The following is a 24,729-nucleotide window of genomic DNA, read 5'->3' as shown; positions in this document are numbered from 1 at the left end:
GTCAATCTCCTTGGGTCAGAAACGGCGTGAGGAAAACGCGTCTAGCCATGCAGGCGCTGTTCCTTCGATGAGTTGGCTTACCAGTTGCCCTGTTACTCCCGCCAGTGTCAAGCCAAGGTGCTGATGACCAAAGGCGTGAATCAGGCGCGGTTCGTTCGGCGAGACGCCAATGACCGGTAGCGAGTCCGGCAGCGACGGGCGAAAGCCCAGCCAGCGCCTCGCCACTGGCTGGCGAAGGCCAAGCACGCGCCGTACCCGTTGCTCCAGGTACTCGTAGCGCTTGGGGTTGGCTGGGTCATTGATCGAACCCAGCTCCACGGTGCCGGCCACGCGCAGGCGACCCGCCATGGGGGTCATGTAAAAGGCGCTTTCGACCGGGCAGCAGGGGCGTTCGAGCAAGGTATCCTCCAGGTCGAACTCGATATGGTAGCCACGCTCGGTATCCAGCGGGATGCGATCGCCCAGTTGCTGCGCGAGGGCGGCAGACCAGGCTCCGCCGCACAGCACCACGCGTTCGGCGAGCAGGCTGTGGCCATCGGCGCAGTCCAGTTGCAGTGCATTGCTGCGTCGAACAAGGCGCTGCACGGTGCTGAAACACAGGGTGCCATCGAGCAGCAGTGGCGCTGCCAAGTCCTCGAAGAAGCGCTTTGGATCATCCAGATGGGAGGATTTTGGGAAGAGGATGCCGCCTACCGTCTTGCCGGCAAGTGCGGGCTCAAGTGCTTCGAGTTCGTCGCGACTCAAGCGCTGTTGAGGGATGCCGAAGCGGTCACGCAGCGCATAACCGCCTTCGGCGCCACGCAGGCTGTCCAGGCTGGAGTAGGCATAGATGCAGCCTTTATGGCGCAAGTGCTTTTCGGCCACAGGCGCCTCATCCAGCAGTGGTGCATACCCCTCGTAGGTGTGTTGCAGCAATTGTGCAAGGGCCGTCGCGTTGCGCTGGAAATGATGAGGCCGGCACTGATTCAGGAAGCGGGCAAGCCAGGGCATCAAACGCGGCAAGCGAGACCACCGCACCACAAACGGCGAGTCCGCCGAGAAGAGCAGGCGTGGTATGTCGCGCAGCAGGCCAGGTTGTGCGATAGGCATGCAGCCATAGGGCGCAAATGTGCCCGCATTGCCATAGGAGGCACCTGCAGCGACCGCATCGCGCTCCAGCAACACCACATGGTAACCCTGGCGGCGCAGCCACAAGGCAGTGGCAACGCCGACCGCACCGGCACCGATTACAGCGACTTCACAACGCTCTGGCATCTTCATCTAGGCTTCAGACCCTGTCGAACATATGCAAATGGCCTTGCTGCGCGAAACGGGCAATGACATCCAGGGCCTGGACGAGCTGCGCGCGAGACTTGGCCGCGGAAAGGTTGATGCGCACCGCATTGGGCGACTGGTCATGGCGCAAGCTGAACGCCCCGCCGGGCAGTAGCCCGACGCCATGCTCTCGGCAAAGGCGGGCGAAACGTGACGCGCTCCAAGGTTCAGGCAGCTGCAGCCAGGCATGTGTGCCAACATCGCTGGCCTGGTAATGCAGGCCCTTGAGGTGCTCTGCGAGCAAGGCCTGGCGTTCGCGCAACTCCTCGCGCTGATGGGCAATCAGTGCCTCGCTGACGCGATCCTCGATCAAGCGTGTCGCGATCAGCGCGTTAAGCGGCGAAATGCTCCAGCAGTCGATGCGCAAGGTGGTGGCGATGTTCTGCAGCTGTTCGGGCGGCGCGACGACGAAGCCGATGCGCAGGCCCGGTGCGATGCATTTGGAGAGGGCGGTGACATAGAACGTTCGCGCAGGGCGGCGCAACATGAATGTCTCGTCCCTGTGCTCGAGCAACGGGCGATAGACATCGTCCTCGATCAGCCAGAGGTCGTCGTGTGGTGCAAGTACTTCAAGAAGGTCCGCGCGACGTTGCGCGTCGAGGGTGATGGCGGTCGGGTTGTGGATCGACGGCACGAGGAACAGCACCCGTGGCGCGTAGGTCGCGATAGCCTCGCCCAGGGCTTGAGGGTTCATGCCCCGCTCATCCCCCTCTACGCCAATCAGGTTCAGCCCCAATGACCGGCACAGGGCGTTGATGCCCTGATAGGTAATGCTGTCGGCCAACACGGTGTCACCTGCCACTGTCATGGCGCGCAGGATGCAGGCGATGCCGTGCTGGGCCCCCTCGGTGATCACCACATTGCTGGCTTGAGCGGGTACATCCAGTGAACGCAACCAGGTCGCCGCGGCTTCTCGCGCCCAGGGCATGCCTTCGGAGGGGTGATACTCCTTCATCCCGGTAAAGCGCGGGTCGCTGGCCAGACGCGGCAGGAGGGTGGCCAGAGCCTGGGTGTAGGCATCGGTAGCGGGGCGGTTGACGCTGAGGTCGATCATGCCGGGGGCATCGCTTGGCGCCGACTGGAACTGCACCTGTACCTGGCGCGGCACCGCAACCTGGGTGCCCCGGCCTGGGCGACTCTCGACCAGGCCTTGCTCCTGCAGCACGGCCATGGCGCGGGTCACGGTGGTGATGTTGATACCCAGTTCGCCGGCCAGCTCGCGATGGGGTGGAAGCCGTTCGCCCGGACGCAGGGCGCCACTGCGAATGGCTTCGGCAAGGGAGGAGGCCAGTTGCGCGTAGAGTGTTTCGGCGCTGTCGCGCTGCAGCAGGGTATCCGTCTTTAGGGCAGCAAGTAGCTCTTTGAATGGGCTCATGGCCTGATTTTTCCTTGTGCTTATCCTGCGCGTAGCAGGATAACAGCTGGGCTTGTCCTGTATTCTTACCCATGACAAACGATATTGACAAGACATATATGCGTTGATAGCTTCGAGTTGTACTGCTTGTCATGCATTACAATAATACGAACCCCTACGGTAGGAATTCGCCATGACAGATCAGCCGTTCCACAGCCTGGCGCGCAGCCCGCTTGCGGCTCCAGGGGCCCACGGCAGGCGCCCAGAATATCCGGCGTCGCATCACATTTCATCATCCGATGTCTCGTTCGGCGAGACTAGCTTGTACGGCAACACGCAGGATCAGGAGGTGCACCCATGAGCAATTCGCTGAAGCTGGATGAACCGCGTGAACGCCGGCTGAGTGGCGCTTTGCGCCAGCGGCACATCACCATGATTTCGCTGGGCGGCATCATTGGTGCCGGCCTGTTCGTTGGCAGCAGTGCAACCATTGGCGCGATCGGCCCCGCAGCGTTTCTCAGTTATCTTGCCGCCGGCATCGTGGTGATGCTGGTCATGCGCATGCTCGGTGAAATGGCGGTGGCGATACCGGGCGTTGGATCGTTTACCGAGTACGCGCGACTGGGGCTGGGCAACTGGGTCGGTTTCACCAGTGGCTGGTTGTACTGGTACTTCTGGGTCATTGTCGTGGCGGTGGAGGCGGTGGTTGGAGCCGACATATTGAAGCAATGGATTCCGTTGCCCGCCTGGGCCATCGGCCTGAGCCTGCTGGCAATCATGACCGCCATCAATTGTCTGTCGGTGAAGTCCTATGGCGAGTTCGAGTACTGGTTCGCATCACTCAAGGTGTTCGCCATCATCGTGTTCATTGGCCTGGGTTGTGCCTATCTGTTCGGGTGGGCGCCTAGCACCGGCGCCTTGCTGGACAACCTGGTCAACGACCGCGGCTTCATGCCTTACGGCATCAGCGCCGTGCTCGCCGGCGTGCCAACAGTGATCTTCGCGGTGGGCGGCGCAGAAATCGCTACCATCGCTGCAGCCGAATCGGATGACCCTTCCAAGAGTGTCGCAGCGATGACCCGCTCGGTGATCTTTCGGGTGATCACGTTCTACGTCGTCTCTATTCTGCTGATCGTCTGTATCGTGCCCTGGGGCAGTATCGAGGCAGGGCATTCACCTTTCGTCACCGCCATGGAAGTCATGCATGTACCGGGTGCGACGCTGATCATGGAGGCCGTGGTTCTGGTTGCCGTGCTGTCGGCGCTGAACTCCGGGTTGTATGTGTCTTCGCGCATTCTGTTCGGCCTCAGCGAGCGTGGCGATGCGCCGGCCGCATTGTCGCAACTGACCGGGCACCGGGTACCGCGCTTGGCGGTATTGCTGAGCAGTGTGATTGGCTACATTGCCATCGCCGCAGCGATCGCGTCACCGCAAGGTGTTTTCCTTTTCCTGGTGAACGCCTCGGGCGCCATCATGGTGTTTGTCTACCTGGCCATCGCGGTCGCTCAAGTGCGGCTGCGCCGTCAACTGGAGCGCGAAGCGCCACAGCGCCTGACGCTGCGCATGTGGCTGTTCCCCGGTCTGTCCTACGCGGTTATCGCCGCCATCGTCGGGGTGCTGGTGGCCATGGCGTTCCAGGAAGGGCTGCGCACGCAATTGCTTGCCAGCCTGGTCAGCCTGGCGGTGGTTTCGGCGGCGCATCTGTTGGTGCGCAAGCGCCGGTTGCACGCCGGGCCGCGTGATACGCGCGTTGCATAATCGCACCGTCGGATCGAAACCCCGCCAACTGGCGGGGTTTTGTCATGAAGCGTCATTGGCAAGCACGGCTCCCACAAGTACATCGCATGCCTGGAGATTGTTGATATTCCTGTGGGAGCTGGCTTGCCGGCGATGAGGCCTGCACTGACAACAGAGCTTTGGATCAGTGTCCGCATTGGTCGAAAGCGGTCATCCCCGACCGGCAGCTAACGACCCATAGCGGCCGTTCGCGGAGGACAGCTATGGGCCAATAGCGGACGGTATTGATTGCACACACGGAAACTGTCGCCCTCCTTCTCTACCAGGAGCATTTTGAGAGTGTGCCCGCAGCACTGTATTGACAACTTTCTAAACTGAGCCAGTCGAAGAGGACTCGCTCACTTTGAAGCTATTCCGAGCGAAGCTCGCGCACGCCTCGGCCCAGCCTTCTACGCAGCAGATTTCGCAAAGTTGCCGCATCGGAGTAGCCGACAAGCTCGGCGATGACCTCCAACTCTTGGCCTGTAGCGACGAGCTGCTTAGCCCGCTCCACGCGAAGGTCTTGGAAAAATGCTAGGGGGGATTTACCCAGTACCGCTTCAGAGCGGCGCTGCAGTGTACGTGGATGTATGTGCAGCGCTGCTGCTGCGTGTTGCAATGAAAACCCACTGGCGAGATTTGTACGCGCCCAGCGCTCGAAGCGCTCGATCAGTGGATCGGCGTGGGCCAGGTAGTCGGGAATGATGTATTGCGCCTGCGATGAGCGCGAGTCAATTAGCAGGAAGCGCGCCACTTGCGATGCGAGTTCTGGGCTAGCCTGGCGCACCAGCCATAGCGCCAGGTCGAGATGCCCCATTGCAGCCCCTGCGGTAGCTACGCCGGCGGATGCGACCACCATGCGCGTATCATCGAGGTGCACGCTTGGGTAGCGCTGCCGGAACAACGGGGCCAACGACCAGGTTGTCGTCGCAGGTCGTGCGTCCAGTAACCCGGCGTCCGCGAGAATGAAGGTACCCAGGCACGCTGCTGCGATGCCAATGCCTTCTTCATGCCACCGGCACAGTTGAACCTTGGCTTCCATGACGTCGCGGCGACTCAGCGCTTGAATCAACAGTTCCGGTTGCTTGGTGTTCAGTGCTGGAACCACCACCCAGTCCGGGCGACGGGCTGGGGTTTCAACTGTTGCCTTCAGTCCCAGGGCGGTACGTATGCGCCTGCGCACGCCTATGAGCCTGATATCGAAAGGTTGCGCGCCTGGTTTGCCCGCTGCGGCCAGTTCATTAGCGGTGGAAAGCGTATCCATCAGAGCGGCGAGCCCGGTATCGAATACACCGTCGAGGGCAAGAATGTCGATCTTCATGTCGTAAACGATCCTAAAAATGTCATTTAAGAACATAGCCCAACCACCCCGGAGGGGGCAGACTTTCTCCATTCCGGCTTCTTCCCGGCCTTGGCCAGGCCACCCCATCGAGCTCCACCATGAAACCAACCGCAGAACTCTTCTTCCTTACGCTAACCGCATTACTTACAGGCTTAATGTGGGCTCCCTACATACTCGCGAGAATTCGCACGCGCGGGTTACTGGTCACCATGGGCAACCCCGTCTTGGGCGTTGCTCCAGAGGCGGAACCGGAGTGGTCGCGGCGTGCTCGCCTAGCTCACGCCAATGCGATCGAAAACCTTGCAGTGTTTGCCCCCCTAGTCCTAGTGGCCGCGCTCTTGGGCATTAGTACCCCAGCGACGGTGTTCGCCACCAAGCTATACATGGCCGCGCGCGTTGCTCACTACCTCGTGTATTCAGCAGGCATCCCGGTGGTTCGTACGTTGGCGTTTTTCGCCGGTGTAGCAGCGATGTTGATATTCGCTTTCACGCTGCTCAGTCACCTGGCTTGATTTCCCATTCTGCTACCGGAAAAGACACCATGAATGATACTTACAGTGCACTCGACAACCCTGTTTGGAATGCAGTGAGTAAGGTGCAGCGCCAACTCAGCCTGACCAATTCCCTCGCCTGTCGCTATTTGCCCGAAGTCGCGCCTTTCGCGGCCACTTCCACGCTGACTGCTGAAGCGTTCCGGCAGCTTCGCGAGCTCATGGGCCAGGATGATCACGTTATTGTGCAGTCGCTCACCACTCTGCCCCCCACCGAAGGTTTGAACTTGACCAGGCTGGGTGTTGTCCGGCAGATGATTGCACCGGGAATGCCATCTGGAGTGCAGGAAGACAACCTGCTTAGATTAGGCAAGGGCGACGTAGGTGACATGCTACGCCTTGCACAGTCGACGCGCCCGGGCCCCTTTGGCAAACGCACACTTGAGATGGGCAACTACCTAGGCGTCCGCGACCAAGGCCGCTTAATAGCAATGGCGGGCGAGCGCATGCGCCTGGAAGGATTCGTCGAAATTAGCGCGGTTTGTGTGGAGGGCACCCATCGCGGCAAGGGGTTGGCGGGTCTCCTGATGAACGCGCTGCGGAGGGATATTGTATCGAGGGGGGAGATCCCTTTCTTGCATGTCCTCGACGACAACAAATCCGCCTATCTCTCTACCGCCGCCTAGGGTTTGAAGACCGGGAGGATTTTCTTCTCTATCGTCTGGACCACTGCGCCTAGGGGAACGCTAGCGAGCATCGGATGCGCAGAGCAGAGCGTCCGCTTGTGGCCGTAAGCGGCCCCTCCTGAGGGGCAGCAATGGGTCGACAGCCGCCATTCGCGATCGATCGCCTACGGCTCTAAGCGGACGCCAAGGATAGCTGTTGTCATAAGCGCGGCACGTACTCTGTGGGAGCGGGTTTACCCGCGAAGCAGGCGCGGCCGTGGATGGCACCGGCTGTGCCGGTGTTCGCGGGTAAACCCGCTCCCACAGAATATGCATCTGGCTTACGTCTAGGTTGCCTTTCGCCAACCACCGATCGTCAGCTCCATCGACCTCCAGGTCTGCCGCCCGGTCAACCGGGAGACCCTAGGCCGCGATGGTGAACCAATGGACGTCTTTGCTGACAATGAAATGTCGAGCCGCAGTGATGTGGTCGGGCAACTGATCGTGGCGTTTTCCCTGATTCTGCTGTTGGCCTTGTTACTGGGGCTGTTCTCCCTCTACCGCCTCGCCGGGGCGCTGGACGCTCGACAAGTGGAGCAAAGCCGCTTCTATGCTGAATCCGCCATGGCCCAGCTGCAGAAGAACGACAAGACATTCCTGCTGACCCATGCCAACTGGCAGGCCGCCTACGATCACTTGGGCGGGCAGGTCGATACACATTGGGCATACGACGAGGACAACGTCGGCGCCACGCTCTATACCTCCGATGGATACGAAGGCGTATATGTGCTCGATGACGACGTTACCCGGTACGCAATACTGGACGGTAAGCTCAGCCCGCAGGGCCTGGAGCAGCATACCGTCAGTGCCGGGAAGATCCTGCAGGAGGCTCGTCAAGCAGCGCAGCACGAACAGGCGACTTCAGGTTACCTGGTGTTTCGTGGCCAGCCGGCAGTGTACGTCGCGGCACTGATCCGCCCGCAGACCCAGCCAGCCCGCCCGCCGGGACCAACTGCGGTGTTGGTGTTCATTCGGGTTCTATCGCCACAGGTGCTCTTGCCGCTAAGCCAGTCCGCGGGGCTGTCCGGCCTGGCCGTGGGCGATTCGGCCGAGCAGCGCCAAGGGCGCGGCGCCCTGCCACTGGAAGGCAGTGGCCACGCGTTGACATGGGATATACCGCAGCCTGGCACCGAACTGATCCAGACAGTGATCGCGCCCTTGGCTATTGCAGTGCTACTCATCGCACTGAGCCTGGCACTGTTTGCACGCTATGCGATCCGCGCCAGCACCAGGATCGATCGCAGCCACCGTGCGCTGATGACTTCCAGGGCTGCCCTGCAGTCGAGTGAAGAGCGCTTCAAGGCGGTGGCCGAAGCTGCCTCGGACTGGATCTGGGAAACGGATGTGCTCCTTCGCCTGACCTACCTTTCGGACCGGTTCACCGCGCTCACCGGGCACCCAGTCGAAGCGTGGCGACAGCGCCCGATTACCGAGTTGCTGTCGTGTGATACCAGCAACCTGCGAACCAGTCTGCACAGCCTGGCCGCAACAGGCTCTTCCGGCACGCTGCGCTGCCAATACCAGGACCATCTGGGTCAACAGCGTATCTGCAGGATTTCTTCGCGCGCGATCGTGGCCGAGGGCGTGTGTACCGGCTTTCGTGGCACGTGCACCGACATCACCGACGAAGTGGCCGCCCATGCCCAGATTCAGCACCTGTCCTTGCACGACGCACTGACCGGCCTGCCGAATCGCAACAAGCTATTCCGTTTCCTCGAGCAATCGACGCCTGGCGCTGAGCTGCCCCAGGTGGCGCTGCTGATGCTCGACCTGGACAACTTCAAGCCAATCAACGACAGCCTTGGGCATCCGGCCGGCGACGCGGTGCTGCTCGAGGTAGCGAGCCGCCTCGGCCAAGTTACCCGAGACAGTGATCTGGTCGCCCGTCTGGGAGGCGATGAATTCATCGTCGTGCTGACCCGGCCAGGCGATCACCAGGACCTGGACCGATTCTGCATGCGCGTGATCGAGGCGATCAGGCGCCCCATACAAATCGAAGGGCATGTCGTGCAAGTGGGAGTAAGCCTGGGTGTCGTGCTGTCGGCCGAGTACCCCGGTACGCCAAGCGATCTGATCCGGCACGCCGACGTGGCCCTTTACAGCGCCAAGCAGGCGGGCAAGAACACCTGGCGCTTCTTTTCGGCACAGATGAACGCCGCTTTGATGGAGAAGCGTGTGCTGGAAAGCGAGCTGCGCGAGGGCATACCGCGTGGCGAGCTGGTGCTGCATTTTCAGCCGCGCTTCAAGGTCGATGGGGTCTCGATCGCGTCGGCCGAGGCCCTGGTGCGCTGGCAACACCCGCGCCTGGGCCTGCTCCGCCCGGACCATTTCATCCCGCTTGCCGAAGAGTCCGACCTGATCGTGCTGCTTGGCAACTGGGTGCTGCAGGAAGCCTGTATCAAGGCGCGGGGCTGGCCGCAGGCAGTGATGGTCTCGGTCAACATGTCGCCGGCCCAGTTCAGCCGCAGCGATGTGGTCCGCGACGTCGGCGACGCATTGCGCGCCACCGGGTTGCCGGCCCACCGCCTTGAGCTGGAAATTACCGAGAACGTCATGCTCAACGATGTTGAAGGCGCACTGCACACCATGCTTGCGCTGAAGGAGCTGGGCGTGCGCCTGAACATGGACGACTTCGGGACCGGTTACTCCTCGCTGGGCTACCTGCGTACCTACCCGTTCGACAGTATCAAGATCGACAAGCGCTTCGTGCAACACCTGGGCAAGAGCGGCAGCGACCGTAGCGTGGTCCAGGCCATCATCAACCTTGGCAATGCAATGGGCATGACGGTGACGGCCGAAGGTGTCGAGACCGCCGAGCAACTGGCCTTGCTCAGCGATGACCAATGCCATGAAGTACAGGGCTTTTTGCTCAGCAAACCGCTGGAAAACGAGGCGCTGATGGGGATGATGAAAGACCAGGTATCGGTAGCGCAATGACGCCTCGCAGGGGAGGCAGGTTCATTCGGATGCAAACGAAGGCCGTTCCGCGAACCATGCCACCGCCAGCTCCTTGAACGCCTCAGCCGAAGGCGTCAGCGGATAGCGTTGATCATGCGCCAGCACGATGCTGTGCGTGGGCAATTTCTCCTCGGTCGGCCGGCATACCAGCGCTTGGCCATCATAGCTGCGATCACCAAATGGCCGTGTGTAGATCAGCGCCACGCCAAACCCGTTGGCGACCAGGCTACGCTGCATCTCGAAGGTGCGCACACGGTGCACAGCGGCGGGCGAAAGATCGTAGAAGCTGAACAGATCCAGCACATGCTGCCAGCTGTGGACCTGATCGGTGACTACCAGGGTGTATTCGGACAGCGCTTTGAGGCTGACACGCGACTCCTTGGCCAACGGGTGATCGGCAGCCAGCAGTACCTGAGCAGTCAGCTGGCACAGCTGGGTGCATTGAGTGTTCGGCGGCAGGCCCAGGTCGTAGGTGATCGCCAGCTCTATCGCGCCCTCACTCAGCCGCTTGCCAACATAATCGAAGCTGCCTTCGCGCATATCGACCGTTACCCTCGGGCAGGACTCCTGCATCCGGCGCACGATCTGTGGCAGGCAATAGGGCGCCAGGTCTTCAAAACATCCGACCACCAACTCACCGACACACTCTCCGGCATTGGCATTGATCTCGGCAAAGGTCCGAGCCTCGCTCAGCACGCGGCGGGCCTGGACCATGACGGTACGCCCGAACGGGGTCAGCGATATGCCGAGGCCACGTTGGCGCACGAAAATCGATTGGCCCAGCACCTCTTCCAATTCGGTGATGGCCGCCGAAATGGAGGGCTGCGAAACATGAAGCTCCATGGCGGCAGTAGTCAGGTTCCCGTGCTTGGCCGCTGCGAGCGCGTAGCGCAGTTGTCGCAGAGTGAACTTCATAGGTTTTTCCGTTGTGATACATCAGGACATATTATTTTATCCTTTTTTGAGGTTGTGAAATATTTCCTCTGTGCAGTGGCCACCGATCACAGGTGCCACGCCGATGCCGATTGCAAGGCTGATCAGCCAGTTTGGCGACCCTCTTGGGGCCGGATGCCCTCAACTACTGCAATCCATGTTCTTGTTTGGGAGCGTCACAATGAAAATTACAAAGGCTCTGCTGACCACGACACTGTCTTTCGGGCTGCTGGCGGCCACTGGTGCCAGCCAGGCAGCCGGCTGGTGCGAGTCTGGCAAACCGGTGAAATTCGCCGGATTGAACTGGGAAAGCGGGATGCTGCTCACGGACGTGATGCAGTTCGTGCTGAAAAATGGATACGGCTGCGAAACCGACAGCCTGCCGGGTAACTCCATCTCCATGGAAAACGCCCTGAGCAGCAACGACATTCAGGTGTTTGCCGAAGAGTGGGTAGGGCGCAGCGAGGTCTGGAACAAGGCCGCTGCTGCCGGCAAGGTCGTTGGCGTTGGCGCGCCGGTCGTTGGCGCGGTCGAAGGCTGGTACGTGCCGCGTTACGTGATCGAAGGCGACCCCAAACGCAAACTCGAAGCCAAGGCACCAAACCTCAAGACCATCGCCGATCTTGGCCAATACGCCCAGGTCTTCAAGGACCCGGAAGAGCCGGACAAGGGGCGATTCTACAATTGCCCGGCCGGCTGGACATGCGAGCTGGACAACAGCGAGATGCTCAAGCACTACGGCCTGGAAAACAGCTACACCAACTTCCGCCCGGGCACCGGCCCGGCACTGGATGCTGCGGTGTTGTCGAGCTACAAGCGTGGCGAGCCGATCCTGTTCTACTACTGGTCACCGACGCCGCTGATGGGCCTGGTCGACCTGGTGAAGCTGGATGAGAAGCCAGGGGTGGATAAAACCCTGACCATCAAAGTGGGCTTGTCGAAGGCCTTCCACGAGCAGGCGCCGGAACTGGTGGCGGTGCTGGAAAAGGTCAATCTGCCGATCGACCTGCTGAACCAGAACCTGGCGCGCATGAGCAAGGACCGTATCGAGTCGCCGGAACTGGCCAGGTTGTTCCTCAAGGAGCACCCCGAGGTCTGGCACAGCTGGGTCAGCGAAGACGCAGCCAAAAAGGTGGACGCGGCACTCTGAGCGTGTGGGCTCGTCCGGCTCCTGCCGGACCAGGCACGCGACAGTCCGTTTCATGCACTTGTTCGAGAGAATTCCATGTTTCCCAAGAACTTCACGTTTTCCATTGCCGACTGGGTCAATGGCTGGGTCGATGCGCTTGTAACAAACTACGGCGACGTGTTCCGGCATATCTCCGACACCCTGCTGTGGGCCATCGTCAACCTCGAAGGCCTGCTGCGCGCAGTACCCTGGTGGCTGATGCTGGCCATCGTCGCCGGTATCGCCTGGCACGCCACCCGCAAAGTCGTGACCACTGCCGTGATCGTCGGCTTGCTCTTCCTGGTCGGCGCGGTCGGCCTCTGGGACAAGCTTATGCAGACCCTGGCGCTGATGCTGGTCGCAACGCTGATATCGGTCCTGGTCGGCATTCCGCTGGGGGTGCTGTCGGCACGCAACGATCGCTTGCGGGCGGTGTTGATGCCGCTGCTCGACATCATGCAGACCATGCCCAGCTTCGTGTACCTGATACCGGTGCTGATGCTGTTCGGCCTGGGCAAGGTGCCGGCGATCTTTGCCACCGTCATCTATGCCGCGCCGCCGCTGATTCGCCTGACCGACCTGGGCATTCGTCAGGTGGACGGCGAAGTCATGGAAGCGATCAACGCTTTCGGTGCCAATCGCATGCAACAGCTGTTCGGCGTGCAGCTGCCACTGGCGTTGCCGAGCATCATGGCCGGTATCAACCAGACCACCATGATGGCCCTGTCGATGGTGGTCATTGCCTCGATGATCGGTGCCCGTGGCCTGGGTGAAGACGTCCTGGTCGGCATCCAGACCCTGAATGTGGGCCGCGGCCTCGAAGCGGGCCTGGCCATCGTGATTCTGGCGGTCGTGATCGACCGCATTACCCAGGCCTATGGCCGACCACGGCATGGGGTGGGCAAATGAGCGCCAAACAGACAATGAACAAGATCGAAGTCAAGAATGTCTTCAAGATATTCGGTGCACGCGCCGAAGATGCCCTGAAACTGATCCGCCAGCAAAAAGCCAAGGATCAGGTCCTGGCCGAAACCGGCTGCGTGGTCGGGGTCAACGATCTCTCGTTGTCCATCGGCAGCGGCGAGATCTTCGTGATCATGGGGCTGTCGGGCTCGGGCAAGTCGACCCTGGTGCGCCACTTCAACCGCCTGATCGACCCGACCAGCGGCGAGATCCTGGTCGATGGCGAAGACATTTTGCAGTACGACATGCAAGCCCTGCGCGAATTCCGCCGGCACAAGATCAGCATGGTGTTCCAGAGCTTCGGCCTGTTGCCGCACCGCACCGTGCTGGACAACGTCGCCTACGGCCTGAAAGTCCGTGGCGAGAGCAAGGCCAGGTGCACAGAGCGTGCCCTGCACTGGGTCAACACCGTGGGCCTGAAGGGTTACGAAAAGTCGTACCCGCACCAATTGTCGGGCGGTATGCGTCAGCGCGTCGGCCTGGCCCGCGCCCTGGCTGCCGACACCGACGTCATCCTGATGGACGAGGCCTTCAGTGCGCTCGACCCGCTGATTCGCGCCGAAATGCAGGACCAGTTGCTGGAGCTGCAAAAGACCCTGCACAAGACCATCGTCTTCATTACTCATGACCTGGACGAGGCGGTGCGTATCGGCAACCGGATCGCCATTCTCAAGGACGGGCGCCTGGTCCAGGTCGGCACGCCGAAAGAAATCCTCTACCAGCCTGCGGACGAATACGTCGATCGTTTCGTGCAACGTCGCGTAGCTTCGCTTTAAGGAACCGCGTGTATGTCGTTTGCCGAAAGAATCATCATCGCCGACGCGCCTGTGCGTTGGCAGGACGTGGTGGCTGTGGCCCGGCATGGCGCGAAGCTTGAGCTGGCCCCATCGGCCTGGGCGCGGATCGAGAACGCCCAGGCGATTGTCCAGCGCATCGTTTCCAGCGGTGACCGCGCCTATGGCGTGAACACCGGGCTTGGCGCCTTGTGCAATGTCTCGTTGCAGGATGAACAACTCAGCCAGCTGTCGCACAACACCTTGCTCAGCCATGCCTGTGGCGTGGGTGCGGCGCTGTCGGACGAACAGACCCGGGCGATCATGTGCGCCGCGATCATCAATTTCTGCCAGGGCCGTTCCGGCCTGCAGCGCAAGGTGGTCGACGCACTGCTGACCTTGCTCAACCAGCACATCACCCCGCAGGTGCCGAAGCAGGGGTCGGTGGGGTACCTGACCCACATGGCACATATCAGCATCAGCTTGCTGGGCGTCGGCCAGGTCAGCTATCGCGGCCAGATCATGCCGGCGCAGCAGGCTTTGGCCGAGGTCGGCCTGGCGCCGGTCAAACTGGGTGCCAAGGATGGCCTGTGCCTGGTCAACGGTACCCCTTGCATGACCGGCCTGAGCTGCTTGTCTCTGGACGACGCCACTCGGTTGAGCCAATGGGCGGACGTTATCAGCGCCATGAGCTTCGAGGCCCTGCGCGGCCAGCTCGATGCCTTCGACCCTGAAATCATCGCTATGAAACCGCACCCCGGCATGCAGCGCGTGGGCAGCAACCTGCGTCGCCTGCTCGATGGCAGCGAAATCATTGCCAGCAGCCAAGGCATTCGCACCCAGGACGCCTTGAGCATTCGCTCCATTCCGCAGGTTCATGGCGCCGCTCGCGATCAGTTGGAGCACGCTGCGCGGCAGATCGAAACCGAACTCAACTCCACCACCGACAACCCGATGCTGCTGGGTACGCCCGAGTCGTATCGGGTGGTTTCCCAGGCGAATCCGCACGGCCAGTCGGTGGCCATGGCGGCCGACTTGCTGGCCATCGCGGTGGCCGAGATCGGGGCGATTGCCGAGCGTCGTCTCGATCGCTTGATCAACCCGTTGGTCAGCGGCTTGCCGGCCTTCCTGGTCAGCCAGCCGGGGGTGAATTCGGGCATGATGATCGTCCAGTACGTGGCCGCTTCACTGTGTGCGGAAAACCGTCAGCTGGCACAACCGGCAGTCGTCGATAATTACGTCACCTCCGGCCTGCAGGAGGACCATCTGAGCATGGGCACCAATGCCGGGTTGAAGCTGCACCGCGCCCTGGAGAACTGCACGCAGATCCTTGCCATCGAATACCTGTTGGCGGCCCAGGCCTTCGAGTTTCTCAAGGAGCAGCGCTTTGGCGCGGGTACCAGCGTTGCCTGGCGGTTGTTGCGCGAACGCGTCCCGGCGTATGCCCAGGACCGTTGGCTGGCCCCGGATATCGCCAGCAGCGCATCGATCCTGAAGGATCCAGGCGTGCTTGGCGCTGCGTTCCCCGACCTGCTATGACCGATGCTTCCGCGCGCTGTGCAGGCGTTTTGGCTGCCGGGTGCCGTACGGGATGTGTCCGTACGGCATGTTTTCCTTGCCGCCTGGCGAGAACGTTCATACCGGCTTGAAAGGATTGGCCCTGGTCTTGTTGGTTTCAATCTGCATTCGGCACGATGAGCTGTGCGGGGTACATAGCCCAATGAGTTACTTGCAAATGCCGCGGAACGACCTGTTTCGCCGGGAAGTCGAAAAGTAGTCGAAAGCTCTTTCAAGGCTTGTGCGCAGATGACCTTCATCGTCTGGTTCGCCATGCTGGGCGCGGTCTTGCTGTTGCTCGCGCTCTCATCCTCCTACCTGCGATGGATCCCTGTGACTTCGTCCGTGGTGTGCCTTGCCCTGGGTATCGGCCTGGGCACATCGGGGTTGGGGTTTCTACAGCTGGACGTGAGCAGGTCGAGCGGCTGGATGGAGCATCTCACCGAAGTCGCCGTATTGTTTTCGCTGTTCTTCAGTGGCTTGAAGTTGCGCCTGCCCCTGCATGACCGCAGGTGGTGGGGCGCCTTCTACCTGGCTGGGCCGGTGATGTTGATCTGCATCGGCGGAGTAACGCTGGTATTGCATTACGGCCTGGACCTGGGGTGGGGTATGTCAGTGCTGATCGGGGCGATACTCGCACCCACCGACCCCGTGCTTGCCACCCTGGTGCAGGTGGTTGATGCCCGGGATGATGATCCGGTGCGTTTCAGCTTGTCTGGCGAGGCAGGGCTCAACGATGGCGTGGCGTTTCCCTTCGTCATCCTCGGGCTGTTCCTTCAGCAGGATACCGGCCAGGCATGGTTCAGTGACTGGTTGTTCAAGGACATGCTGTGGGCAGTGACCGCGGGCCTGTTGCTTGGTTACTGGATGGGGCGCGGCCTGGGCAAGCTCACGCTCTTTTTGCGCCTGCGCAACGACGACAGTACCGTGTCGCCCAATGACTACCTGGCCCTTGCCCTGATTGCGCTGGCTTACGTGAGCGCCGAGTCGGTTCAGGCCTATGGGTTTCTCGCGGTGTTCGCTGCTGGCCTTGGTTTGCGTCAGGCGGAGGTTCAGACCTCCAATAGCCCCGAAGAGCCGGCTGCAGAACACTTGGTACAGCCTGTGGTAGGGCACCAGCACGTGGCGCCGGAGCTGGCCGTCAAAGGTGATGTGCAAGGCCTCGACGATTCGCAGGTGGCAGCGGGCATCATGTTGGGGGACATGCTGGCATTCGGCAGCTTGATCGAACGGGCAATGGAGGTGTTTCTGGTGACCATGCTCGGGGTAGTACTCGTCGAGCATTGGGACTGGCGTGCCTTGCTCGTTGCCGGAGCGCTTTTCCTGTTGATTCGCCCTTTGAGCATCCTGCTGTTTCCGGCTCGAGGAATGCTGGATATCCGGCAGCGTGGGCTATTGGGATGGTTTGGCATTCGAGGCATCGGCAGCTTCTACTATCTGTTCTATGCCCTCAATCATGGGCTGCTTGGCACGCCAGCCGCGCAGAGCATGAACCTGGTTCTATCGGTGGTGGCGTTGAGCATTCTGCTGCACGGTTTGAGCGTTCAACCGCTGCTTGCCAGGTACGAAGCGTGGAAGGGGCGGCTCACTGCGTCGTTGTAGCTTGAAGCCGACGCACGGCGTTTGCTGGGCACTGCGTTCAAATCCAGAAAAAAGGCCAGGGTGCAAAGCACCCTGGCCGAACTCACTTCAAGTTAGCGATTTTCGCTACCACGACCGCCACCGTGACTGTTCTGTCCGCCTTTGCGTCCAGCCTCGGAGGCGCGCTCACGGTCGTTGGCAAAATTGCCCCCAGAGCTCTGGCCGCCTTTGCGACCTGCCTCTGACGCCTTCTCACGGTCATTGGCAAAGTTGCCTGGGTTGTTCTGTGCGGTACCACCTTGGTGGCCACGATTGGATTGGTTGTCAGCCATGATCTTTCACCTCATGTCGTCACACAGGAAAGTCTGTGTTCAACTCGGACGTGAGGCAGGGGGGCGTTTGCTCCACTGCTTTCTGCTCGGCCCGACGGGTTGCGCGAAAGATACCGTGCGGGCGACTGTGGCGCCGCAGAGCTTTGTTCGCCAACCTTTGGGGGATGACTTGCGTCGAGTTTGTCGGCCCAATCGTTCAGCTCCTGCGTCGTGAATGGGTGATTGCAAAACCTACGATCATTCCAAGCGCCGCTGCGCCGACCAATAGAGGTGTCTTGTCCTTTGGCTTCCTCCAGCCTCCGTCGACGCTCCTCATGCCACTCGGCGGCTCAAAGAGGTTGCCTGATGATGTTTCGGCTTTGGGGCTACGGCTTATCCCCCGACGCGTCAGCCACCCCGATAACAGAGGCAGACCTGGTACCAGGTAACTGGCCAGATGCGCCAGGCGGGCCGTGGCACCAACCGTGGTGTGAGCGCGTGGTGAGATTGCGCAGGCCACCATGGCCTTCGCCACAAGTTCAGGATCATATACAGGGCCTGGAGGCGTCAGCGCATGGCCTGTGTAGTTGCCGCCATCTCGGAAGCCCGGTGTGTCCATGACTGCCGGATAGATATCGCACACGTGGATGTCGGCAAACGCCGTCAATTCCCCTCGCAGCGCCTCAGTCAGCCCACGCAAGCCGAACTTGCTCGCAGAGTACGCTGCTGCATAGGGTTGGGCCACCCAACTGCCCAGTGACAGCGTGTTGATCAGGATACCGCTGCCTTGGGCCTTGAACAGGGGAAGGGCTACAAAAGCGCCGCGCAAGTACCCCATCAGGTCAGTCTGGATGACCTGCTCATGGGCCTCCAGTGGTGTTTCCTCGAAATTGCCGACTGCGCCGACGCCTGCGTTGTTGATCCAGATATCGATCCGTCCGCGTCCAAATTCTGCTGCCTGCGCGGCCAGCGCTTGCACCTGGTCGTTGCGCGTGACATCGGTCGTGATCGCTATGGCATCCGTCCCGCAGTCGGTGCATTCATCCAATACGTCGAATAACGCCTCTTCGTCGCGCGCGGCAAGCACCAGGCGAGCACCCTTGCAGGCAAATGCGTGCGCGGCGGCACGGCCGATACCGCTGGAAGCGCCAGTGATCACCACGACTTTGCCGCGCAGCGGCCCCTTGGTTGGGTAGCCCTCGCGGGGCGAGTTCTGTTCCGTGCCGGACGTATCCTGGTCATCAAGTGGCGCGATCGTTTCGCTGGCTTCGATCCGAGAGATTTCAAGAACGGTGCCGTCGACCAGGGTCAACGTCAGCCCTTCAACCGTGCCAGCCTCTCGGTTCGGAAACACGGGTTCTCCTTCGGCATCCACGCTGTCGTAGATGAAACGCGTGCCTTCGATCCACCCAACGGCGGTCAAGAGTTCAGGGCCGAGGTAATACTTCCCGTCCTGGAAGAAACCTGGGAACTGATGTGCCCGCTCGATGTTTTCCACGCGATAGCGTTCACCTGATTTCATACCTGTCGCTTGATCGATCATATTGCGAACCTCTGTAGGTGGATCTCGAAAAGGTCAGCCTTTGCTGTGCTCGTCAGAAGCAGGCCCGTTGCGCTTGTCGCCTAGTGGGCCAGCAACGCCCCGGATACCAAAGCGCTCGTTGGCACCTGCGGCAGCAGGCGCATCTTTGCGTGTTGGATATGCAGGGGAAGCCAGGGCGGACGGCAAAGTTCAGACCAACAAGTCCGGTGGTACCAAATGCTGCTTCGCTGCATCCGTGTGTCACGGGATGATGTCCTGAACCGCCGCGGCCGGGGCTGATGCCTTGACGGTGCGCGGCTGGCGAACATGCCGTCCTCAATGCAGCAGTGGGCGTCTGAATGCCAGAGGCGGGGAGAGATGTCTTTCTCGAAGGGCTATGAACGAGTGGTTATGCCTGTGGACGGCGCGGCGGCAACGAGACGGCTCTCTACATAAAGATGTGCCTCGTATCAGGCGGCCATCCTAGCCGTTCACATCAACAATCAACCGGCCACGGATCTTCCCTTCCATCAGTTCAGAGGCGGCTGCAATTGCGCTCTGAAGGCAAATTTCTTTGGTCATCAACGATAGTGCGTCGATGTTCAGTTGTTTGGACAGCCTTTCCCACGCTTCGACTCGTCGCTCGAATGGTTGAGTGACGCTATTGATGCCGAGCAGGCTTACCCCTCGAAGAATGAAAGGGGCAACCGTTGCCGGAAAATCCATGCCTTGAGCCAGCCCGCACGCAGCCACGAGGCCTTCGGTCATTGTGCTCGCGCACGCATTGGCCAGCGTATGGCTGCCGACCGAGTCGATAACAGCCGCCCATTTTTCTTTTGCCAATGGACGCCCCGGGGCTGAAAGCTCGGCCCGATCGATGATGGCCGTTGCCCCGAGGCTTTTCAGGTAGGCGGCTTCGCTAGCTTTTCCGGTTGCGGCAGTGACGGTATAGCCGGCTCCGGCCAGAAGGCTGATGGCTAGGCTACCGACGCCGCCTGTGGCGCCTGTGACCAACACAGGCCCATCGGAGGGTTTCAATCCATGGCGCTCCAAAGCCATCAGGCATAGCATGGCGGTGTAACCAGCGGTGCCGATGGCCATGGTCTGGCGTTCGTTCAGGCGCTCAGGATGAGGGATCAGCCAATCGCCGTTCAATCTCGCCTTTTGTGCAAGCCCACCCCAATGGCTTTCACCCACCCCCCAACCATTGAGCAGTACGCGGTCGCCTGGCTGGTATCGTGGATCGTCACTGGCTTCGACGGTTCCCGCGAGGTCGATGCCCGGCACCATCGGAAATTGACGAACAACCGGCCCTTTGCCGGTGATAGCCAGCGCATCCTTGTAGTTCAAGGTGCTGTAGGCCACCTTAACCGTCACGTTCCCGGTGGGCAGTTGGTCATCCATCAGCTCGGTGAGTCGGGCCGAGTACTTCTCTTCCAGCTTCTCGATCAGAATGGCCTTGAACATTGCTTGTCCTCATTTAGACCGGTTGTCTTTAAATTGTCCGACAGAAATCACCGGGTGATTCCCGTCAGAAAGCCTTGGAAAAAAATGTCCAGAGGGCGGACCTGCTGCGTCAGCCGCGCACGAAGAACGGCACCCTCCCAGCCAACCCAGAAGTAGGCCGCGAGGGCTTTGCAGTCATGCTCGCGAGACACTTCACCCAGCTCGACCGCTTCCTCCAGGCAGGCAGACAAGCGCTGCTCCCAGTCCTGCAGGGTCAGTTCCAACTGTTCACGGAAGCTGTCGGGGAGAACCAATACTTCCTGGCCAAGGTTGCCCACCAGGCAGCCTCTTCGGAACTGATACTTGGCCATCCCGACCTTCGCCTCTTCAACGAAGTTGGAAAGCCTCAGCAGTGGCGACACGCTCAGGTCGCTGAAGCAACGATCGAGCTTTCGAGCGAAGTAGTCGGCATAGCGCTGCAGTACCGCTTGGCCGAATGCCTCTTTGCTGTCGAAGTAGTGATAGAACGAGCCTTTGGGCACCTGCACGCGTTTGAGCACAGTGTCGATACCGGTGGCAGCAAAGCCCTGCTCTGTGAGGATTTCCATGCCACAACGCAGCAAAAGCTCAAGCGTCTCGCCATGCTCACGTGCAACTTTGGGTGGTCGGCCTCTTCGAGGGACAGGTTTGGCGCTATTCATGCGTTGTAATTTAGACTGTTCGTCTCTAATGTCAACCATCGACCGACATGATTCCCGATTAACCTTAGCGTTGGATGCGTCATGAAAATGCGTTTACCTCCCCTGAACTGGCTTCGAGCTTTTGAGGCTTCTGCTCGGCTTCTGAATTTCACCCATGCCGCCGAAGAACTCAATCTCACTCAGGCAGCGATCAGCCAGCAGGTCAAGGCTTTGGAATCGCAGTTAGGCCAGGCGCTTTTCAAGCGTCTCCCGCGCGGGCTTGAGCTTACGGAGGCGGGAAAATCCTACTTTCCAGTAGTGAGAGAATCGGTTGAGCGCCTCGCTGCATCGACGGATGAGATCTTTGGGCAGGGGCATCGAAGCGCGCTCAGCATTCGCAGCAGTCTGGTGTTCTTCACTCATTGGATCGCCCCGCGGTTACCCCGATTCAAAGCGTTGCAGCCGGATGTGAGCATCCGAGTCGCGAGTAACATCTGGGTAGATGAAACAGAATTCGATGCCGATCTCGAAATCAGGTATGGACAAGGGCGCTGGCCTGGCATGAAGGCCGAGCGCCTGACGTGGGACACGCTGGTGCCGGTGTGTTCACCGGCATTGATCACTGCGCAACGTCCGTTGGAGCGTCCACAGGACCTTGCAAAGCACCCGTTGCTGCACGTGCTGGGCTATGAAGAAGGCTGGGGCTATTGGCTCAAGAGGAGCAACGCAGAGAGCGTCGACTCTTCTCAGGGGATGCAGTTCGACACCCTTATTTCGGCATTGGCGATGGCTGAACTGGGCCAGGGCGTTGCGTTGGCGCGGTCTTCATTGGTCAGGCATCTTCTGGACGATGGCCGGCTCGTCGCCCCCCTTGGGCGCCATGTACCGACCAAGGAGGCGTTCTACCTGGTTTATTCAGCACACAGCATGGTCAATCCCGATGCGGCGGCGTTTGCCCAGTGGCTGTGCGAAGAGGCGCAGGCTTTCAAGGTCGCGCCCGGCACGGACGAGGACGAGCACCCTTAGCGATAAGCAAAGCACCCGAGCAATAAAAAAAATGGCCTCTTAGGGCCATTTTTTATTGCTTTCGCGATGCCTTCGAATTTCTGAAAGTAGCAATCACATCGCAAGCCCTTGGATGGTGCAGTCGTCCAGGTGACCGGTTAGTACGAGGTCTCAATAACAACAATAACCGCGCCGACGAATCTCGTTGGTACGGGGCTACCTAGGGTTATCGTCATGGAACACTCCAACCAATTGCCTTTGCAAGGCGTCAATGTCATCGATTTCGGACAATACATCGCGGGCCCCGCAGTAGCGATGATCCTCGCTGATCTGGGAGCGACTGTCGTTCACATCGACCCGCAGGGAGGGCCTCTTTGGGATAGCCCGGCAAATGCCACGCTCAATCGCAACAAGCTGTGCATGCGCCTGGATCTGAAAACGCCAGAGGGGCTGCATCAGGCTCGCGAACTCATCTCCCGTGCCGATATCGTGATCGAAAATTTCCGGCCTGGTGTCATGCCCAGGTTGGGCCTCGATTTCGCAGAGCTGCGGCGTGCTCGTCCTGAGTTGATCACGTTGTCGATTCCAGGGTTTGCCAGTGATGACGAACTGCGTGCGCAATGGCGTGCTACCGAGGCGGTGATCGCTTCGGCCTCCGGTGTGTTCACCGACATGGGTCAGAACCGCGTACTGATGGGTATCAACCCTAGTTTCTCGCCGCTTCCCCTGGCGTCTGCGTACGGCACCATGCTTGCTGTATCTTCTGTAGTGCTTGCTCTGCAGGCGCGTGAAAAGAATGGCGTTGGCGATCAGATCGAAGTTCCCTTGGCATCAGCGGTGATGGAAGGTCTGTCGTACAACTCGATCAAGATCGATGGTTACCCGCTGCGCTACAAGACCCTGCGAGAGAAGGAGAGTGAGCGTCGTCGCGCCGAGAACCTGCCGATGAACTTGAGCTATCAGGATCTGCAGGAGTTCCTTGACCCGTTCTACCGTACCTATGAATGTGCGGATGGTCGTAAATTCTACGCCGTTTGCCCATCGCATCGTGAGCATGCCAAGCGCTGTCTGCAGGCTATGGGCATCTACGAGGAAATGGTTGCCGCCGGTTTGCCCAAGGTTGATGACCCCTACCTGCCCATTGACCAGTGGCAAGGTAATGCATCGTTGGGTGTCTACCCGTTGCCTGCTGATTGGGCCGCACGCATTTCCGCGCGGATGAAAGAAGTATTTCTGACCAAGACAGCGGCGGAATGGGAAGTCATCTTCGGTGAGGGGCGTTTCCCTGGCGCTCCGCACAGGTCGACCCAGGAGTGGCTCCATGACGAGCATTCGAATACTGCCGGGCTGATCGTTGAGGTCAATGATCGCGAGTTTGGCGTCATGAAACAGCCTGGCCCAATTGCCTGGTTGGAGGGGTGCTCAGAGCCGATGCTGAAACCACTTTCGCGTCGCGAGGTGAGCTATGAGCAAGCGTTGGCAACACTTTCCGAGCGTTCGGCTCCTGCCTTGCCGCCTGCCAAGCTCGACAAACCTGCCGGCTGGCTTGAAGGCGTCAAGATTCTAGACCTGACCAACGTCATCGCGGGGCCCCACTCGACGTCGTTCCTGGGCCGCTTCGGGGCAGATGTCATCAAGCTCGACCCCGTCGTTCCTAACTATGATCCCTGGAATACCGTGGTCTTCGGTATGTCTTCGGCACGGGGCAAGGAAAGTGTACTGGTTGACTTGAACTCTCCCGAAGGGCGAGAGGTGTTCAATCGTCTTGTGCGGGAGGTCGATGTCATCGTCATGAACGCGCCCGATCGCCAACTGGCACCGCTGGGCCTGGATGAGGCCAGCCTTCAGGCGGTGAATCCTGGGGTGATCTTCTGCCAGCTCGATTGTTTTGGTGGGCCCCGCCGTGGCCCTCGCACCGATTATCTGGGGTATGACGATCTCATCCAGGCCACGACCGGGATTATGCTGCGTTTTGGTGGTGGCATGGAAACCCCAGAAGAACATGCCCACGTCGGTACCATCGACGTAATGTGTGGATTTGCTGCCGCGCTGGGCGTCGCAACGGCGCTTTATCGCAAACACCACTCCGGCGAAGTCTACCGGGCGCGCACCTCTCTGGCTTCACTGGGGAATCTGGTGCAGATCCCGTTCTGCTATGACTACGCAGGTCGAGCGCCATTCAATGAACCGTCCGGGCGCGATGTGGTTGGCTACAGCGATCTTTCTCGCTTCTACAAGACGGCGGATGGCTGGATCTACCTGGATGCGTCCGAGCCAGAACTGCACAAATTCGCCGACATCAAAGAGTTCAGCGGCTTGGCGTCCGCCAGTGATCGCGCCGCCTATCTGCAAGCGGTCATTGCCCGCATGAGCAGCTCTTTCCTTCAAGAACGTCTGCAGGCGGCCAACATCGCTGCCGCGGTGCCGGACAACATCGATCACCTGCGCAGCCAGTACAGCCGTGCCGCTGATGGCCTGCCAGGTACCGAGAATGGCAGCTACTCCTTCAGCGTCTACAGCGACCATCCGAGCGGTCATCGGGTCACGCAGCTGGACCCCTACGCCATTCGCCCACGGGTAGCGCGTATTCGAGCGCTGCCACCCGCCGAGAAGTTTGGCACTTCGACTCGCAAGGTGCTGGGCCGCTACGGCTATACCGAGGCTCAGATTCAGTCACTCCTGGACGCCGGCGCAATCGGCGAATCCTGGAGTGAGGAATATCTGCCGAGCTGACTGCTGAAGGCAGGTCAAGGGGCAGGCCTTTGAAACGCCCCCTTGCTTGCCGATTGACCGATCAAGCGAACACGAGCCCGAGGCTGCTCGCGGGCGC

Annotated in this window: 19 protein-coding genes; 11 read left to right on the top strand and 8 right to left on the bottom strand. The window is 60.3% G+C overall.

Going from position 1 to position 24,729, the window contains the following annotated elements:
* Positions 1-15 precede the first annotated feature (15 nt).
* Positions 16-1,260 carry an FAD-dependent oxidoreductase gene (locus V3314_RS17515; protein ID WP_046613776.1) on the bottom strand — a complete coding sequence of 415 codons (1,245 nt, stop codon included), beginning with the start codon at positions 1,258-1,260 and terminating at the stop codon, positions 16-18.
* A gap of 7 nt (positions 1,261-1,267) precedes the next feature.
* Complete coding sequence (locus tag V3314_RS17510) at positions 1,268-2,689, bottom strand: PLP-dependent aminotransferase family protein (RefSeq protein WP_046613775.1); 1,422 nt, start codon at positions 2,687-2,689, stop codon at positions 1,268-1,270.
* Between the two features lie 336 nt (positions 2,690-3,025).
* Between V3314_RS17510 and V3314_RS17505 the strand changes: the two genes are divergently transcribed.
* The gene (locus tag V3314_RS17505; protein WP_338459380.1) at positions 3,026-4,426 is read left to right on the top strand and encodes an amino acid permease; all 1,401 of its coding nucleotides are present in this window, start codon (positions 3,026-3,028) and stop codon (positions 4,424-4,426) included.
* Between the two features lie 388 nt (positions 4,427-4,814).
* Here V3314_RS17505 and V3314_RS17500 read toward each other — a convergent pair whose 3' ends face one another.
* Positions 4,815-5,765 carry a helix-turn-helix domain-containing protein gene (locus tag V3314_RS17500; RefSeq protein WP_046614081.1) on the bottom strand — a complete coding sequence of 317 codons (951 nt, stop codon included), beginning with the start codon at positions 5,763-5,765 and terminating at the stop codon, positions 4,815-4,817.
* 119 nt (positions 5,766-5,884) lie between these two features.
* Here V3314_RS17500 and V3314_RS17495 point away from each other — a divergent pair, with 119 nt between their 5' ends.
* From V3314_RS17495 to V3314_RS17485, 3 genes are all read left to right on the top strand, one after another.
* Entirely contained in the window at positions 5,885-6,298 is a 414-nt protein-coding gene (locus V3314_RS17495) for an MAPEG family protein (protein ID WP_046613773.1), read from the top strand.
* 29 nt (positions 6,299-6,327) lie between these two features.
* A complete protein-coding gene (locus tag V3314_RS17490; protein ID WP_338459378.1) occupies positions 6,328-6,963 on the top strand; it encodes a GNAT family N-acetyltransferase in 636 nt (211 codons plus the stop codon).
* Positions 6,964-7,386: 423 nt separating this feature from the next.
* Entirely contained in the window at positions 7,387-9,939 is a 2,553-nt protein-coding gene (locus V3314_RS17485; protein WP_338459377.1) for an EAL domain-containing protein, read from the top strand.
* Positions 9,940-9,960: 21 nt separating this feature from the next.
* Here the strand turns inward: V3314_RS17485 and V3314_RS17480 are convergent, their stop codons facing one another.
* Positions 9,961-10,875, bottom strand: a complete 915-nt coding sequence (locus tag V3314_RS17480) for a LysR family transcriptional regulator (RefSeq protein WP_046613770.1) — start codon at positions 10,873-10,875, stop codon at positions 9,961-9,963.
* A gap of 199 nt (positions 10,876-11,074) precedes the next feature.
* Between V3314_RS17480 and V3314_RS17475 the strand changes: the two genes are divergently transcribed.
* From V3314_RS17475 to V3314_RS17455, 5 genes are all read left to right on the top strand, one after another.
* Positions 11,075-12,043, top strand: coding sequence for an ABC transporter substrate-binding protein (locus tag V3314_RS17475; RefSeq protein WP_046613769.1), 969 nt, complete (start codon positions 11,075-11,077; stop codon positions 12,041-12,043).
* 75 nt (positions 12,044-12,118) lie between these two features.
* Complete coding sequence (locus tag V3314_RS17470; RefSeq protein WP_015270115.1) at positions 12,119-12,970, top strand: proline/glycine betaine ABC transporter permease; 852 nt, start codon at positions 12,119-12,121, stop codon at positions 12,968-12,970.
* Entirely contained in the window at positions 12,967-13,800 is an 834-nt protein-coding gene (locus V3314_RS17465) for a glycine betaine/L-proline ABC transporter ATP-binding protein (RefSeq protein WP_338459376.1), read from the top strand. Before V3314_RS17470 ends, V3314_RS17465 begins: the two co-directional genes overlap by 4 nt.
* A 12-nt stretch (positions 13,801-13,812) precedes the next feature.
* On the top strand, positions 13,813-15,336 hold the full coding sequence (gene hutH / locus V3314_RS17460; protein ID WP_046613768.1) for a histidine ammonia-lyase: 1,524 nt from the start codon (positions 13,813-13,815) through the stop codon (positions 15,334-15,336).
* 267 nt (positions 15,337-15,603) lie between these two features.
* Complete coding sequence (locus V3314_RS17455) at positions 15,604-16,956, top strand: cation:proton antiporter (RefSeq protein WP_338459375.1); 1,353 nt, start codon at positions 15,604-15,606, stop codon at positions 16,954-16,956.
* 92 nt (positions 16,957-17,048) lie between these two features.
* Here the strand turns inward: V3314_RS17455 and V3314_RS17450 are convergent, their stop codons facing one another.
* The 4 genes from V3314_RS17450 to V3314_RS17435 form a co-directional block, all read right to left on the bottom strand.
* The gene (locus V3314_RS17450; protein ID WP_003256807.1) at positions 17,049-17,267 is read right to left on the bottom strand and encodes a general stress protein; all 219 of its coding nucleotides are present in this window, start codon (positions 17,265-17,267) and stop codon (positions 17,049-17,051) included.
* A 196-nt stretch (positions 17,268-17,463) separates the two neighbouring features.
* Entirely contained in the window at positions 17,464-18,789 is a 1,326-nt protein-coding gene (locus V3314_RS17445) for an SDR family oxidoreductase (protein ID WP_135001260.1), read from the bottom strand.
* A gap of 462 nt (positions 18,790-19,251) precedes the next feature.
* A complete protein-coding gene (locus V3314_RS17440) occupies positions 19,252-20,235 on the bottom strand; it encodes an MDR family oxidoreductase (RefSeq protein ID WP_046613765.1) in 984 nt (327 codons plus the stop codon).
* 47 nt (positions 20,236-20,282) lie between these two features.
* The gene (locus V3314_RS17435; protein WP_200899997.1) at positions 20,283-20,915 is read right to left on the bottom strand and encodes a TetR/AcrR family transcriptional regulator; all 633 of its coding nucleotides are present in this window, start codon (positions 20,913-20,915) and stop codon (positions 20,283-20,285) included.
* Positions 20,916-20,996: 81 nt separating this feature from the next.
* On the opposite strand from V3314_RS17435, the gene gcvA reads away from it, so the two are divergent.
* Positions 20,997-21,920 carry a transcriptional regulator GcvA gene (gene gcvA / locus V3314_RS17430; protein ID WP_046613763.1) on the top strand — a complete coding sequence of 308 codons (924 nt, stop codon included), beginning with the start codon at positions 20,997-20,999 and terminating at the stop codon, positions 21,918-21,920.
* Between the two features lie 213 nt (positions 21,921-22,133).
* Positions 22,134-24,632: a CoA transferase gene (locus V3314_RS17425; protein WP_338459374.1), complete on the top strand. Its 2,499-nt coding sequence runs from the start codon at positions 22,134-22,136 to the stop codon at positions 24,630-24,632.
* Positions 24,633-24,729 lie beyond the last annotated feature (97 nt).

Source organism: Pseudomonas sp. TE3-3-F2023, assembly GCF_036784815.1.
Lineage (GTDB): Bacteria > Pseudomonadota > Gammaproteobacteria > Pseudomonadales > Pseudomonadaceae > Aquipseudomonas > Aquipseudomonas pudica.
The sequence above is the reverse complement of the archived record's forward strand: the minus strand, read 5'-3'. Positions and strand labels throughout refer to the sequence as shown.

What these genes read in the sequence shown, in the direction of transcription:
- V3314_RS17510 (WP_046613775.1), bottom strand. Translation starts at nt 2,689, where the DNA reads ATGAGCCCATTCAAAGAGCTACTTGCTGCCCTAAAGACGGATACCCTG.
- V3314_RS17490 (WP_338459378.1), top strand. Translation starts at nt 6,328, where the DNA reads ATGAATGATACTTACAGTGCACTCGACAACCCTGTTTGGAATGCAGTG.
- V3314_RS17465 (WP_338459376.1), top strand. Translation starts at nt 12,967, where the DNA reads ATGAGCGCCAAACAGACAATGAACAAGATCGAAGTCAAGAATGTCTTC.
- V3314_RS17495 (WP_046613773.1), top strand. Translation starts at nt 5,885, where the DNA reads ATGAAACCAACCGCAGAACTCTTCTTCCTTACGCTAACCGCATTACTT.
- hutH (WP_046613768.1), top strand. Translation starts at nt 13,813, where the DNA reads ATGTCGTTTGCCGAAAGAATCATCATCGCCGACGCGCCTGTGCGTTGG.
- V3314_RS17445 (WP_135001260.1), bottom strand. Translation starts at nt 18,789, where the DNA reads ATGATCGATCAAGCGACAGGTATGAAATCAGGTGAACGCTATCGCGTG.
- gcvA (WP_046613763.1), top strand. Translation starts at nt 20,997, where the DNA reads ATGAAAATGCGTTTACCTCCCCTGAACTGGCTTCGAGCTTTTGAGGCT.
- V3314_RS17515 (WP_046613776.1), bottom strand. Translation starts at nt 1,260, where the DNA reads ATGAAGATGCCAGAGCGTTGTGAAGTCGCTGTAATCGGTGCCGGTGCG.
- V3314_RS17500 (WP_046614081.1), bottom strand. Translation starts at nt 5,765, where the DNA reads ATGAAGATCGACATTCTTGCCCTCGACGGTGTATTCGATACCGGGCTC.
- V3314_RS17475 (WP_046613769.1), top strand. Translation starts at nt 11,075, where the DNA reads ATGAAAATTACAAAGGCTCTGCTGACCACGACACTGTCTTTCGGGCTG.
- V3314_RS17480 (WP_046613770.1), bottom strand. Translation starts at nt 10,875, where the DNA reads ATGAAGTTCACTCTGCGACAACTGCGCTACGCGCTCGCAGCGGCCAAG.
- V3314_RS17455 (WP_338459375.1), top strand. Translation starts at nt 15,604, where the DNA reads ATGACCTTCATCGTCTGGTTCGCCATGCTGGGCGCGGTCTTGCTGTTG.
- V3314_RS17505 (WP_338459380.1), top strand. Translation starts at nt 3,026, where the DNA reads ATGAGCAATTCGCTGAAGCTGGATGAACCGCGTGAACGCCGGCTGAGT.
- V3314_RS17485 (WP_338459377.1), top strand. Translation starts at nt 7,387, where the DNA reads ATGGACGTCTTTGCTGACAATGAAATGTCGAGCCGCAGTGATGTGGTC.
- V3314_RS17450 (WP_003256807.1), bottom strand. Translation starts at nt 17,267, where the DNA reads ATGGCTGACAACCAATCCAATCGTGGCCACCAAGGTGGTACCGCACAG.
- V3314_RS17435 (WP_200899997.1), bottom strand. Translation starts at nt 20,915, where the DNA reads ATGAATAGCGCCAAACCTGTCCCTCGAAGAGGCCGACCACCCAAAGTT.
- V3314_RS17440 (WP_046613765.1), bottom strand. Translation starts at nt 20,235, where the DNA reads ATGTTCAAGGCCATTCTGATCGAGAAGCTGGAAGAGAAGTACTCGGCC.
- V3314_RS17425 (WP_338459374.1), top strand. Translation starts at nt 22,134, where the DNA reads ATGGAACACTCCAACCAATTGCCTTTGCAAGGCGTCAATGTCATCGAT.
- V3314_RS17470 (WP_015270115.1), top strand. Translation starts at nt 12,119, where the DNA reads ATGTTTCCCAAGAACTTCACGTTTTCCATTGCCGACTGGGTCAATGGC.